At 36.4% G+C, this 14,226-nt stretch carries 13 protein-coding genes and 1 pseudogene; 12 read left to right on the top strand and 2 right to left on the bottom strand.

Annotated features, from left to right (window positions below; translation table 11 throughout):
• Window positions 1-233: 233 nt before the first annotated feature.
• Window positions 234-1,925, top strand: coding sequence for an L-aspartate oxidase (gene nadB, locus H1P_RS06170; RefSeq protein ID WP_144865176.1), 1,692 nt, complete (start codon window positions 234-236; stop codon window positions 1,923-1,925).
• Here nadB and H1P_RS06175 read toward each other — a convergent pair whose 3' ends face one another.
• Entirely contained in the window at window positions 1,926-3,707 is a 1,782-nt protein-coding gene (locus tag H1P_RS06175; RefSeq protein WP_144865178.1) for a hybrid sensor histidine kinase/response regulator, read from the bottom strand.
• Between the two features lie 858 nt (window positions 3,708-4,565).
• Here H1P_RS06175 and cobN point away from each other — a divergent pair.
• From cobN to H1P_RS06195, 4 genes and pseudogenes are all read left to right on the top strand, one after another.
• The gene (gene cobN / locus H1P_RS06180; RefSeq protein ID WP_144865180.1) at window positions 4,566-8,450 is read left to right on the top strand and encodes a cobaltochelatase subunit CobN; all 3,885 of its coding nucleotides are present in this window, start codon (window positions 4,566-4,568) and stop codon (window positions 8,448-8,450) included.
• Between the two features lie 87 nt (window positions 8,451-8,537).
• Complete coding sequence (locus tag H1P_RS06185) at window positions 8,538-8,747, top strand: type II toxin-antitoxin system HicA family toxin (protein WP_144865182.1); 210 nt, start codon at window positions 8,538-8,540, stop codon at window positions 8,745-8,747.
• Complete coding sequence (locus tag H1P_RS06190; protein WP_144865184.1) at window positions 8,737-8,955, top strand: type II toxin-antitoxin system HicB family antitoxin; 219 nt, start codon at window positions 8,737-8,739, stop codon at window positions 8,953-8,955. The genes H1P_RS06185 and H1P_RS06190 overlap by 11 nt, the downstream gene beginning before the upstream one ends.
• 8 nt (window positions 8,956-8,963) lie before the next feature.
• Window positions 8,964-9,177 (top strand): annotated as a pseudogene (locus H1P_RS06195) (cobaltochelatase subunit CobN); the annotation flags it as partial.
• Here the strand turns inward: H1P_RS06195 and H1P_RS06200 are convergent.
• Window positions 9,178-10,038 carry a hypothetical protein gene (locus H1P_RS06200; RefSeq protein WP_144865188.1) on the bottom strand — a complete coding sequence of 287 codons (861 nt, stop codon included), beginning with the start codon at window positions 10,036-10,038 and terminating at the stop codon, window positions 9,178-9,180. It lies immediately after the preceding pseudogene.
• Window positions 10,039-10,200: 162 nt separating this feature from the next.
• Between H1P_RS06200 and H1P_RS06205 the strand changes: the two genes are divergently transcribed.
• The 7 genes from H1P_RS06205 to H1P_RS06235 all read left to right on the top strand — a co-directional run bounded on the left by H1P_RS06205 (window position 10,201) and on the right by H1P_RS06235 (window position 13,951).
• Window positions 10,201-10,419 carry a hypothetical protein gene (locus H1P_RS06205; RefSeq protein WP_144865190.1) on the top strand — a complete coding sequence of 73 codons (219 nt, stop codon included), beginning with the start codon at window positions 10,201-10,203 and terminating at the stop codon, window positions 10,417-10,419.
• Window positions 10,420-10,426: 7 nt separating this feature from the next.
• Entirely contained in the window at window positions 10,427-10,663 is a 237-nt protein-coding gene (locus H1P_RS06210; protein ID WP_144865192.1) for a type II toxin-antitoxin system HicA family toxin, read from the top strand.
• Window positions 10,663-10,893 (top strand): type II toxin-antitoxin system HicB family antitoxin, encoded by a 231-nt coding sequence (locus tag H1P_RS06215; protein WP_144865194.1) that lies wholly within the window; start codon window positions 10,663-10,665, stop codon window positions 10,891-10,893. Before H1P_RS06210 ends, H1P_RS06215 begins: the two co-directional genes overlap by 1 nt.
• Before the next feature lie 69 nt (window positions 10,894-10,962).
• Window positions 10,963-11,523 (top strand): Uma2 family endonuclease, encoded by a 561-nt coding sequence (locus H1P_RS06220; protein ID WP_144865196.1) that lies wholly within the window; start codon window positions 10,963-10,965, stop codon window positions 11,521-11,523.
• Window positions 11,524-11,706: 183 nt separating this feature from the next.
• Window positions 11,707-12,147 (top strand): DUF1824 family protein, encoded by a 441-nt coding sequence (locus H1P_RS06225; protein ID WP_144865198.1) that lies wholly within the window; start codon window positions 11,707-11,709, stop codon window positions 12,145-12,147.
• 117 nt (window positions 12,148-12,264) lie between these two features.
• Window positions 12,265-12,693: a hypothetical protein gene (locus tag H1P_RS06230; protein ID WP_144865200.1), complete on the top strand. Its 429-nt coding sequence runs from the start codon at window positions 12,265-12,267 to the stop codon at window positions 12,691-12,693.
• Between the two features lie 10 nt (window positions 12,694-12,703).
• The gene (locus H1P_RS06235; RefSeq protein ID WP_144865202.1) at window positions 12,704-13,951 is read left to right on the top strand and encodes a glutamate-5-semialdehyde dehydrogenase; all 1,248 of its coding nucleotides are present in this window, start codon (window positions 12,704-12,706) and stop codon (window positions 13,949-13,951) included.
• Window positions 13,952-14,226: the final 275 nt, after the last annotated feature.

A 14,226-nucleotide genomic window follows, 5' to 3' on the forward strand; every position in this document is an offset into this window, starting at 1 on the left:
TTCAAAGCGGGAAATAATTCACTCACTTGGATTTTTGGCGCAATAAGAGTTAAAGGTTTAAGTTCCATACGATTTCGGTTACGAATACTCTCATTAACTCATCTTTTAGCTTAACCGAACAGTATTGCATCATGTTCCACCATGACACATAACTGGATAAGCCAAGATGATTGATTGATAATTGATAAACGATCATTGATAATTATTCCAATGATGCTGAAGTATAAAACAAATTGAACAATTCTAATTTAGACGAGCGACCCCGCGTCGGCGAAAGACGCAAGGGAACGCGCGAGTTTGATGTCTTGATAATTGGCTCTGGTGCTGCTGGCTTATATGCTGCTTTATGTCTTAACTCTCGTTACCGTATTGGGTTAGTTACAAAAGATGAATTAAAAACAGGAGCTAGTGATTGGGCGCAAGGGGGTATTGCTGCTGCAATTAATCCAGAGGATTCGCCTCAATTTCATCTGGAAGATACCCTAAAAGCTGGTGCAGGATTATGCGATCGCGATGCGGTACAATTTTTAGTAGAAAATGCTAAAGATGCGATTAACTCTTTGGTGGATATGGGAGTGGCTTTTGATCGCAAAGGTAAAAACTTAGCAATGACTTTAGAAGCTGCTCATTCTCGCCCTAGAGTACTCCATGCAGCCGATACTACAGGTAGGGCAATAGTTAGCATTCTCACAGAACAGGTATTGCAACGTTCCAATATTACAGTATTGTCTCAAGCTTTTGCTTTGAATCTCTGGCTCAACGAAGATACTGGTAGCTGTCAGGGAATTAGTATTTTACATCAGCAAAAAATCACTTGGATAGCTTCACCTGCCGTTATTTTAGCCACAGGAGGAGGCGGACAAGTATTTTCCCAAACTACTAATCCCCAGGTTAGCACAGGAGATGGAGTCGCGATCGCTTGGCGTAGTGGTGCAATAGTTAGAGATTTAGAATTTGTGCAGTTTCATCCTACCGCTTTAAATGTTCCTGGCGCACCCAGATTTTTAATCAGTGAAGCAGTTAGGGGAGAGGGAGCGCATCTAGTAGATAAGGAGGGAAAGCGTTTTGCGTTTGACTATCATCCAAACGGAGAATTAGCCCCTAGAGATGTGGTGAGTCGGGCAATTTTTACCCATTTACAAAAGACTGGGGAAAGTAAGGTTTATCTCGATTTACGCCCTATCCCAGAGGATAAAATTCGCTATCGTTTTCCTAATATTATTCGTATGTGCCAAAAATGGGGTGTGGATGTTTTTCAGCAGCCCATTCCTGTTACTCCTGCTGCTCATTATTGGATGGGAGGAATTCAAGTTAATACGGCTAGTGAAACTTCAATTTCTGGCTTATATGCGGTGGGGGAAACTGCTAGTACGGGGGTACATGGAGCAAATCGGTTGGCTAGTAACTCTCTATTAGAATGTGTGGTTTATGCAGCACAGTTAGCTAATTTAGAGGTTGCTCCTGTAGAGTTTTTCCCTACAGATGAATGGCTGACTATTCAAGAGGAACATTGGCAAGAGGAGATTGAGATAGTCCGTAGTATTCGACAACAATTACCCGATCTAGTGTGGCAAAGTGCAGGAATTTGTCGAGTTGCAGAAACTCTCAAAGATGCTCTTGATCGAGTTCAATTATGGAAAGATAAACTATCGGGGCTTTCTTTTCATCAATGTGTATTTAATTTAGCTACTCGACAACAAGTTGCATTATCTTCTCTTGATGCAGAACAACATTTAAGGCTTTATGCAGAAACTCTCAATTTATTAGATATTGCCTCTTTAATTCTTAAAAGTGCTTTATTTCGCACAGAAAGCCGAGGCGGACATTATCGGTTGGATTATCCCGATACTGATGGTAATTGGGCATTACATACAGTCATTCAAAATGAAAAATTGAAGATTATAAAGTTAACGACTAACAAATAACTAAGTTAAAGCCTCTATTTTATCTAGTAAGTGAGGCAAATTCATTGACTTAGATACGCGATCGCTGATACCATTTTGTAGAAAATACTCCCATTCATCAGATTCCATTTGAGAATACAATAAAATCATTTTAGTTGCTTCAACCCTTTCCAGGGTTTTGATAGTATCAGTAACATCAGGAATTTCTATATCAAGATTATCCCGATCTAAAATTACTATTTGTGGTTCTAAAAAATCAATTTGATTGATTGCAGTTATCGCATCAATTAACCAAACTACTTTGTAGTCGGCTGCGGTTAAAATTTGACAGATAAAAGTTGCTATTTCTTCATCTTGAGTGATAAGAATAACTTTTTTAGTATTTGATGCAATTTGACGATCGGTAGAAATCGGACTATGTATTACTAAATTAGCATTTTTAACAATTGGTAAATAAACACGAAAAGTTGAACCTTCTCCTAAAGTTGATTCTACTTCTATATTTCCTCCGTGAAGCTCCACTAAATGTTTAGCTAAAACTAAGCCCAAACCAGCACCATCATGAATACGCTGACGAAAACTTTCTAAGGGTTTAAAAGCTTCAAATAATAAAGGTAACTTCTGTTCTGATATGCCAACTCCCGTATCTTCCACTTCAAAAATAATTTGTTTTTTTTCTTGCCAAACTCTTAAAAAAACATCTCCTCCTGCGGGGGTAAATTTGAGAGCATTATCTAATAAGTTTAATAATACTTCTTCTAGTCTTACTGGATCGCCATAAAAACTATCAGAGTATGCTTTTAGCTGAAAGTCTAAGGTTAGTTTAAGCCCTAAATCTTCTGCTTGTACTTGCAAAGATTGTATAATTCTTTGACAAAACTCGAATAAAGAAATATTTTTGGCGTTTAAAAGATGCTTTCCTGATTGTACTTCGGAAAACTCAATAATATTATTGATTAACTTTAAAAGATGCTTGCCACTCTCTTGAATTGTTTGTAAATATTGCTGTTGTTTTTCTACTGGTAAAGGAATATGACCTTTTTCTGAAGACCAATGTAATAAAGTACCAGATAAACCGATTACCCTAGTCAAGGGGGTTCGTAATTCATGGCTCATATTACTAATAAATTCATGTTTAGATTGACTAGCAACTCTGGCTGCAACTAAAGCATTTTCTATTTGTTGAGCTTGATTTTCGACTTGTTTTTCTAATAGTTTCTTTTGGCTTTGTAATTCTTTATAAGACTGATGACGATAAGTTGCGATCGCTAGGTATTCAGCAATTTGACGCAACAATTGAGTTTCATTATGTTGCCATACTCTCACCTTATCGCATTGATGAGCGATTAATAAGCCCCAAAGTTCTCCTCGTAAATTAATAGGAACAACTAATTTAGATTTTACCCTTAGTTGGTACATTAAATCGTCAAGACCAGAAGCTAAATTAGCACTGTCAATATCATTAATTGCTAAGGTAAATCCTTGACGATATTTAGCCCAACACTTTCTCAAATCATAATGATAGTTTTCCTGTTGAAAATGTAAAACTGAACTAATTTCTGTTGAAGATTTGGCTTCATAAGTAACCCGATTTACGGTTTCACTTTCTCTGTATTGTTCTTGATAAGCTTTTTGAGGAATATCTAACTGGTAAATTACTAAACGATCTACACTTAAAAGATTTCTAACTCTTTCTATAGTAAACTGAACAATATCTGACAGTTCTTGATTTTGGCTAATTTGAAACTTAATGCTATCCAAAATACGTCTTTGTTCTACTTGATGATGTAGTAATTGTTCCATTGGTCTAATATCAATACGATAGTTGTTAGTATCTGAGCTTGATGTATTACATAAATTGACGGGAGGAAATGTTCTTGGTCAGAGAGTATTTTCTATTTATCCTCCGCCTCACGGGGACTCCCATGTTGGATTAAGCTATAACAATTATTAATATTTGTGGTTTTTGCTGAATAAGTTAAAAAGTTACTTAATCAACCATTGTCAATACTTAAGATTATTAATTCTTTTTCGGTTGTACCTAGTTTTAGCACAACACTAAAAGTCTATATAAGGCTATTTCTGTAAATTTTAATTACGTAATTTAAATAGCTTATAAGTTCTTGTTTATTCAAAAGCAATACTTGTTTTGTAAACTATTGCTAACAACTCTAAGAAATTAGATAATAAATCAATTAGAATAGCTTTTTGCTTTAAAAATGTAATATTATTTAGTGAATTCATAGTTTATTAAGTTTAGTATCCTTGATTTGGTTATCAGAAAAACGTAATCATCAGTCATAATTTAAGTAAGCGTAATTGGGTTTTAAGCAAAAAAATAGTTGGAGCAGAAGGAGCGAGAAAAAATACTTATCCCATTACTAATTTCTTGTTACAAACATCTCACAAGCTTAGTTAATTTAAGTAAATTTTAGTTTTGTTTGTAGGATTGTACTTATGACCACTCAAAGTAGAATAATGTTTACTGACATCCTTTAATAGGTAGCAATCTTGATTAAGAATAGAAATTGACGTGTTGTGCAACACTTTCATTACTTTCTAAATAATTAAAGATAACTAAACTCTCCTATAGCATCTCTCATTTTATTTGTTTGTTCCCAAACCGTAATTATTTCTCAAGATTATATTAGCTTTCCCATTATGCATAAAATAGCAGCAACTCCTGGTGGTTGGAATCCTGAAGATGAAGGAGTAATTTTTATTGAACAAAACCCTGCGCCGATAGTTTTCTTAACTTCTGCTGATACTGAAATTCAAACCTTAGCCATTGCTCTTCGTAAATTACACCAAGACTTTCCTGATGTTAGAGTGGCTAACTTATTAAATTTGCAACAGCAATTAACCATTGATACTTATGTCGAAAATGTATTGTCTCAAGCCACAATAATTATCGTGCGTCTTTTAGGTGGAATTGCTTATTGGTCTTATGGTTTAGAAAGATTAAAAGAAACTGCTGAATATAATAACACCGCTTTATTTGTCTTACCAGGGGATGATAACCCCGATCCCGATTTAATTAGTCATTCTACAGTCAAGTTATCTGTGGTCAATAATTTGTGGCGTTATTTTATTGAAGGAGGAGTGAGTAATTATACAAATGCTTTACAATTTATAAGCGATCGCTTTTTAGCAACTAATTACGCTTTCCAGCCACCCCAAATAATTCCTCGTTTAGGTATTTATTTAACTTTAAAACCACAATATCAAGCCACTTCAGCAATCAAAAACACAGTTGGGATTTTATTCTATCGCTCTCATTATCTAGCAGGAAACACCTTACCAATTGACGATCTTTGTCAAGCTTTATTAAGTAAAAACTTAAATCCTTTACCTATTTTTATTTCTTCTCTAAAGGATATTGAAATTCAGAGTCAACTGATCGATCTTCTACAAGAAAAATCAGTAGCGATCTTGCTTAATACTACTAGCTTTGCCGTAGCCAAAATCGGTGATGAATCTGCTACTAAAATTTGGCTAAAGTTAGATTTACCCATTTTACAAGTAATATTAAGTAGCTCTACCGAAGAACAATGGCGTAATAGCTTGATGGGATTAACCCCCAGGGATGTCGCGATGAATGTGGCGTTACCAGAAATTGATGGCAGAATTATCACCAGAGCCATTTCCTTTAAAACAATCAAACAACGCCAAAAGAAATTAGAGACAGATGTGGTAGTCTATCAACCAAATAGCGATCGCATTGATTTTGTTATTGACCTTACTGCCAATTGGGTAAAATTGCAAACCACTCCCAATTCAGAAAAGAACATAGCTCTGATCTTAGCTAACTATCCCAACAAAGACGGTAGAATCGCTAATGGCGTTGGTTTAGATACCCCTGCTAGCTGTATCGAGATTTTAAAAGCTTTAAAAAAAGACGGGTATTTTATTACCGATATTCCCCAGACAGGAGATGATTTAATCAAGCTCCTTACTACAGGAGTCACTAACGACAGAGAAAGTCAAACTCTCCGCAAGATATATCAGAGTCTTTCAGTAGCAGAATATCAAAAATATTTTGCAACCCTACCTATTGAAGTGCAACAGGGAGTTATTAATAGATGGGGGTATGTTTATGACAGAGAAAACGGTAGTAAGGGCTTTTCCCTAAAGGACTCGCTTTATGCGAAGCGGTATCCTTTAGGACGCATCGCGCGAAAAGCCCTTACAATTAGTGGTGTTAGGTTAGGAAATATCTTTATTGGTATCCAACCATCTAGAGGATATGATCGCGATCCTAGTTTAAATTACCATGCGCCAGACTTAGAACCAACCCATGATTACCTTGCTTATTACTATTGGTTGCGGGAGAAATTTCAAGCTAATGCCATTATTCATGTAGGAAAACACGGTAATTTAGAATGGCTACCAGGAAAAAGCCTCGCTTTATCTAACACTTGCTATCCTGAAGTAACATTACAAGCCATTCCCCATATCTACCCTTTCATTGTTAACGATCCAGGGGAAGGCTCACAAGCGAAAAGACGCGCCCACGCAGTCATTATCGATCATCTTACACCGCCACTAACCAGAGCAGAACTTTATGGTGGATTGGATAAACTAGAAGCCTTAATCGATGAATACTACGAAGCTCAAACCCTCGATCCAACTCGCTTAAAAACCATTAGTAACAGAATAGAAAAGCTAGTAAAACAAGAACATCTCGATCGCGAATTAGACATCACCACCGAATCCATCACCGAATTTCTCACCATAGCCGATGGTTACCTCTGCGAATTAAAAGAAGCCCAAATAAGAGACGGCTTGCATATTTTAGGACAATGCCCCCAAGGTACACAACTCAGAGACTTAATAATCGCGATCTCTCGTTTCTCCAGTATAAATCAACTTGGTCTAACCCAAGCCATTGCCAAAGATTTAGGCTTAGAAACAATTCAGAATTTACAATTTAAAATTCAAAACTTAGAAAACTTAGAAAATAAAATCTCAACCCTTCAATTATCAGAAGAAACCTTGGCGACTTTGCGTCTTTGCGTGAGACAAATCCACAATCAAGGAGACATAACCGAAATCCTCGAAACCATCGCAGCAGAATTAGTAGATAAATTTATTCTCAATCCTTTTCCTCCACACAACGATCAATCGCATTTCGATAAATTGTACAGACGTTCTGACGGAACGTCTCTACCCAATACAAATAAAAAACTACATTGGATAAAAACCCACCTCTTACCCTCCCTGCAACAAACCAGCCAAGAAATAACCAATCTCCTCCATGCTTTAGAAGGAAAATATGTACCCAGTGGCGCATCGGGCGCACCCACCAGAGGTAGACCAGAAGTACTACCCACAGGACGTAACTTTTATTCCGTAGATATTCGAGCTATACCCACAGAAACTGCTTGGGAAGTAGGAAGCGCAGCAGCAGAAACCCTAATCGAACGCTACACCCAAGAAAACGGCGAATATCCCCAAACCTTAGCTATTTCCATTTGGGGTACATCTACTATGCGTACAGGAGGTGACGATATTGCTCAAGTAATGGCATTAATGGGAGTGCGCCCTGTGTGGGATGGTTTATCACGTCGAGTAGTAGACTTTGAAATTCTCGATGAATCAGTGCTTAATCGCCCTCGCGTCGATGTCACTATCAGGGTGTCAGGCTTTTTTCGCGACTCTTTCCCCAATATACTAAATCTTTTAAACAATATAACACAGGCGATCGCCCAATTGCAAGAGCCAACAGCAATTAATCCTCTAGCAGCTAAAGTAATAGCAGAAACAACCTACTGGCAAAGCCAAGGCTTAACCTCAGAGCAAGCTAAAACCAGAGCTAATTATCGCATTTTTGGCTCGAAACCTGGTGCTTACGGTGCAGGGTTACAGGGTTTAATTGAAGCGCAAAACTGGCAAACCGAAGCTGATTTAGCCAGAGCATATATTAACTGGAGTAGCTACGCCTATGATGCCCAAGGTAAAGGACATTCTGCACCAGAATCTTTTCAACAAAGGCTACAAAACCTACAAATAGTTTTACAAAACCAAGATAATCGCGAACACGACTTATTAGATTCCGATGATTATTATCAATTCCAGGGAGGATTAACCGCAGCCGTTAAAAGTGTGACAGGAAAAAATCCTGAAGTGTATTTTGGCGACAATTCTCAACCCAATAACCCCAAAGTACGCAAACTCACCGAAGAAATTGCTAGAGTATATCGCTCGCGAGTAATCAACCCGAAATGGATTAAAGGAGTGATGCGCCACGGCTATAAAGGAGCATTTGAAATGGCTGCAACCGTTGATTATTTATTTGCCTATGATGCTACCACCAAATGCGTCAGCGACTATATGTATCAAGGAGTAGCTGAAGCTTATATTTTAGATGAGCAAGTGCAACAATTTATTCAAGATAAAAATCCTTGGGCGTTAAGAGATATGGCAGAAAGATTATTGGAAGCCAATCAAAGAGGAATGTGGAATCAAGTTAGCAATCAGATGTTAGATGAATTAAAAGCTATTGTAAATGAAGCTGAAGGAGAAATTGAAAATCTTAATTACTAATGTATATTTATCTGACTTGCATAAACATAATTACAATAGCTATTCACGATAAAAATAAAAATGTGCAATTAAAAATAAGTGCCAGATATGCCGAAAAAAATAAGAGAATTAAAACTAATGCTTCTCAAAGCAGGTTTTGAGTTAATACCCAAACGAGGTAAAGGCAGTCATGCAATATATCAATATCCTGGGACTACAATTAGGGTAAACCTGCCTGGAAAAGATGGTTCGGATGCTAAACCATATTCAGAAAAACAAGTGAAACAAGCCATACAGAGAGCTAAAAATGAATCATAAATATCAAATTACTATTGCCTGGAGTACAGAAGACAATTCCTATTTAGTTTATCTTCCTGATTTTGCTGATGAAGTTATGCAGCCAGTGACTCACGGAGAAACATATCAAGAAGCTCTCCAACATGGTTTAGAAGTCATGGATGACTTAATAATGTATCTAAAAAGCGAAAATAAACCACTACCTGTTGCCAAATTAGTTTCAGCTTAATCTAAGCTATGTATCAAGGTGTAGCGGAAGCCCATGTTTTTAGATGAGCAAGTACAACAATTTATTCAAGATAAAAATCCTTGGGCGTTAAGAGATATGGCAGAAAGATTGTTAGAAGCCAATCAAAGGGGAATGTGGAATGATGTTAGTAATGAGATGTTGGATAGTTTAAAAGCAATTGTTAACGAAGCTGAAGGAGAGATTGAGAATTTGAATTATTAATTAATTAATAGATTCTTGATGAACTTCAAGAGAACGGGTAATTTTTCTTTTTATATTCCTTAAAGAGGAGTTGAATACCAAAATAAGTACTGTAAGAATGCCAGGAAATAAAAGCTTATTTAAGAAATTATCTAAATTCAATTCCTGAATTAGATGAAAATTGTTAAATCCTAATAAATTAGCTATCCATCTTATCGAGTCGAGTAAAGTATCTCCTACAATAGGCACAAATGCCAGACATAGCCAAAAAGCGAGCAAAATAGAAAGAGCATTAACACTTTTTTCCCAACTCTCTATTCTTACTATCTCATCTTTTAAGATAATTTTGACTATTATATCTACCTTTTCATTTAATTCTTTTTTAGTAAGATACTGACAATCAACAATAGCTTTTTCAATATTTATTGATATATTATTCATCTTACCAAAGATATTATTAATTGGAATAAATAACCTAAAAAAATTCCAGAAATAAATCAGAAAACTAAATAGAGCAAGTCCATAAAATAAAACTCCCAGCATTTTCAACCACAGAATATTTGTTTTGTAAAAAAAGCTTAAACCAAGGCATATTAATGCAATACAGCCTGCTACCTTATATTTATTTGATAGGGTATTCAAAGAGAAGGAACATTGTTTATGTAGGCTAGGTATTTGATATGTTTCGTTAATAAATTTAAATTTGAATCTTTTCGCTTTATTTGCTCTTAAAAAATCATCGAATGATTGGCTTTTAGTAAATTTATTAAACTTTCTAGATAAATTTTTCTCTTGATCGCTATGTCTATACAGAGGAAGCTTCATTAATTTCTCAAAAACTAGGTCAAATAATTTTTTGTCACCTTCATTCATGACAACCATAATTATCGCTTCTTTTTTTAGTTTATTTGAACTATAGGTTATGGTTCAAAAGTAAATATATCGATTAAAAGTAATATTTATGTGCTTAAAAAGTAAATATACACCAACAGAGATCGAGTACGAGATAATAAAGTTAGTTCAAAGCAATCTATCTTAATTTCCGTGACAGAGCTATTAGAACAAGCAATTAAACAACTAAAAACATTAGATGCAGATCGACAAAATGCCATTGCGTCTATGATTTTAGAAGAATTAGAAGATGAGGCAAAATGGGATGCAAAATTCGATCGATCTCAAGACTTACTTGCGGATTTAGCTGCTGAAGCAATGGAAGAGCATCATGCTGGTAAAACTCAAGAACTTAGTCCAGAAATTTTATAATTAGCGAATGAGCAAAAGAGACAAGTTGTGGCAAAAGGCAAACTCCAGCCCACAAAATCTTACTTTTAATGAATTTGAAACTCTATTAGAACAATCAGGCTGGAAATTTAGCCGTCAGAAAGGAAGTCATCGCTTATGGTATTCGCCAAATGGTCAGCCGTTACCAATTCAACCCCGTAAGGATGGTAAAGCAAAACCTTATCAAGTTCAACAATTTATCAAATATCAACAGGAAGAAGAATAATGTCTTTAGAAAATTATAATTTTGATGGTTTTGTAATCAATTTATATGTTGATGAACAAGGAGATTGGCTAGCACATTTTCAGGAAATTCCAACCATTTCTGCTTTTGGCGATACTCCTCAAGAAGCCCTAGAAGAATTAAAAATTGCTTGGGAATTAGTTAAGGAAGACTATCAAGAAAATAATCGTGAAATTCCTCTTGCAAGCCGTAGACCAAAAATTCTTAATTAAAATAGCTTAGCGCGATCGCCCCACCCAAGAAACTGCTAAAATATTTTTAGCTATCTCATTCCAATAACTATGGTTACATCAACCACCAAGCTTACCATTGAAGAGTTCTTTAACCTTCCAGAAGATGATTTTACTTACGAACTTGTAGATGGTCAGGCTATTCCTAAAATGTCTCCTAAATCTTTTCATTCTGCTGTGCAAGCTGCTCTAATCGTATTGCTGCAAAATTGGTGTCATAATAAAGGAAGACTTTACCCAGAATGGGCAATTAGACTCAAACGAAATGGCTCTGATTGGGTTCCAATTCCCGATTTAACCTACATATCCTACGATTGTCTTAGTGCTGATTGGATATTAGATGAAGCCTGTCCCGTTGCGTCAGAATTAGCAATTGAAATCATTTCACCTGGGCAAACATTTGGCGATTTAGCAGAAAAAGCAACAGATTATTTGCAAGCAGGAGTTGCTAGAGTGTGGTTGATTGATACCAAAGCTCAAACCATTACTGTGTTTTATCCTGATACATTACCAAAAACTTTCCGCGCCACTACGATAATAAATGACGATCTGCTACCAGAATTAGAGATTACTCCTCAACAAATATTCCAGCAAGCAGGATTAGCATCATAAAAGTGTTCAACAAGCGATCGCCAAAGTTGTCTAGAAGAAAGCATTGAGTCAATTGTTGTATCGAAATAATTACTGAGAAACAAGAGATTACGATATTTTATTTAAGTGCATAAGTTCTAGCTGCGATCGCAGGTAATTGCGTATAGTAGTAAGTAAGTAGATAGACTTAATTGGGACGAACTTATGTCTGAATCAGAAATGAACACTCTCACCATAGCGGATGCAGTTAAATTACTAAAAATCTATGGTTGCGATACTGAAAATCAAGATAATTCACCCACCGCAATCAAGCAGCTACGAAAAGCATTATTGATGGTGGCTCAAGAATCAGAATGGGAAAATTTAGGTATCTGTGCTGATAATCTAGTACAGGGCTTGGAGGCTCTCCAAAGCTATTTAGAAGCTTTAGGCTATAGCTATGATTTTTCTCAAAAAGATCGTAAACCAGAAAATCTCGAAGAATCTGTTTACATAAAATTTAATACTCGTAAAATGAATTATTATGCAGATACTTATACAGGTAACTCCCGCGGTGTTTTAGTGGCTATGCAAGGAGATGATGAAGCTATTATTGGGACTTATGGTCACTTTCCCCTAAATTTATTTAATGAGACAAGTGACTAGAAAATAATTTTATTAAGATAAGCTTGAGGGTTAAAGCATTTCAGAACAAAATACAATAGAAATAGAGTAAAGAACATTTTTCACAAAAAACTATAGAATCTCCAGTAATTACCTTTGGTGCGAAAATACAAACATAAATTCCAAAAAATAAAAAAAATAAGCTTAGACAAAGACTATCCCTGTCCTTGTCGCCGTAATGGCTGCTTAAAGCCCATTTTTCTCACTGAAGCTATGGGATGCGATCGCTGTCAACAGATTTTTGTAGTACAAGATAATCATCAAGTAATCGAACAACTATCCTCTATTTATCAAAAAAGAGCTTGGCGATGGAATGGTCATCGGTGGGTTAATATCTATCCAGGATTAAGTCCTAATTCCCTGTCGCTACTATTCATTGCCGTTGTTTTATCACCCATTATTTTTGCGATCGCATTGCCGTTAATCTTGCATCGGTTTTCTGCTCCGAGTATGACCCTCTGGGTAGTGCTGTGCTTAGTGCTAATTACGCTCATAGGATTGGTGTTGTGGTTAGCCTATAGACCCTGAAAAAAAAGATATGGATAGTATTTCATCAAATCCAACTCTCACCGCAGTTAGAAAGGCGCGCCAAGCTTCTAGAAAGCTAGCTTTAGCATCAGCAAAAATACGTCGTCAAAGTGTGATGGTGTTGGCAGAAGCTATAAAGGCTAACTTCAACGATATCTTAGAATCCAATACTCTCGATCTAGAAATGAGCCGAGAAATGGCAGTTTCTGAATTAACAGTTGATTGGCTTAAATTAACCCCAGAAAGACTAGGAACAACTGTATCGATCCTGCAACAGTTGGCAAAGACCACAGACCCTACCAAAAGGCTAATTAATGCTCCTTATCAGTTAGAACCTGGTCAAACCTATAGCCAACTAAAACCTTTAGGAACAATTGCTTTAATTTACGAAGCCTTTCCCGAATTAGCAGCGATCGCTACGGGAATGTGTCTGAAAACTGGTAATAGTCTTATTTTGAGAGGATGTAGCACCGCAAGTAATACTAATCAGGTAATTTCTCAAACCATCAAAACCGCATTGGATGATACCAAATTACCCCCTGGTTGCGTAGAAATAATTTCCCCTGATACGGGGTCTTCTATTCAGGAGTTAGTGGTACAAGACCGCGATCTCGATCTGATTATTCCCTATGGTCGTCCCAGTTTGGTACAACAAGTAGCCGAACAAGCCACTGCACCAGTATTACGCACCGCAATTGGTAACTGCTACCTTTATTGGTCTACTAGCGGTAATTTAGAATTGATTAGACGGATGGTTATTGGGAGTCATCAAGGTGCGCCAGATGCAGTTAACGCCATTGAAAAAATCCTAATCCATAGCAGTATTAAGCCTTCCTATTTGACCTCTTTATTTAATAACTTGCAAAAGCAAGGCTTTGAATTACGAGGAGAAAACGATCTAGTAAAAGAGTTTTCTGAATATTTAAAACCTCTCAATCCTTCAGAATGGGCTAGACCCTATATGAAAAAAATTGTCGCTTTTCGTTGTGTAGAAGATTTATCAGAAGCAGTTACTTGGATCAATCGTTACAGTAGTGGTCATGCAGATTGTTTAGTCACAGAATCTTATCAAGAAAGTCGTCAATTTGCTCGTCATGTTGACAGTGCTTTAATCTACATTAATGCTTCTCCTCATTTTGAACGTAATCCTAATTGTGGAGAAGCGGTTTTCTTAGGAATGTCAAATCAAAAAGGCTACCGTCAAGGTTTAATTGGGTTAGAAACTTTTACTACTGTTAAACAAGTTGTTCAAGGGTAATTAGTGGACAATTAACAACCAAATAGTTTGATATTTTAAATACCTAAAATAAAAATTGCCGAATTATTAGAAGAGCTAAAATATTGAACTCTCTATCTGAAAATATATAGTAATTCCAAATAGAAACCATAATTTATTTGGTACTACTTTTCATCCTTTATGCGCGACGCCCTAAAGGACTTCCTTCGGTCGCGCGATGCGGAGCGAGTCCTAAGGCGGAAGCGAGTCCTAAGGCGGAAACGGTATCCGTGATAGGCATCCCTCATCTTTCATCA

Source organism: Hyella patelloides LEGE 07179 (assembly GCF_900659865.1).
In the GTDB taxonomy this organism is placed as follows: Bacteria; Cyanobacteriota; Cyanobacteriia; order Cyanobacteriales; family Xenococcaceae; genus Hyella; species Hyella patelloides.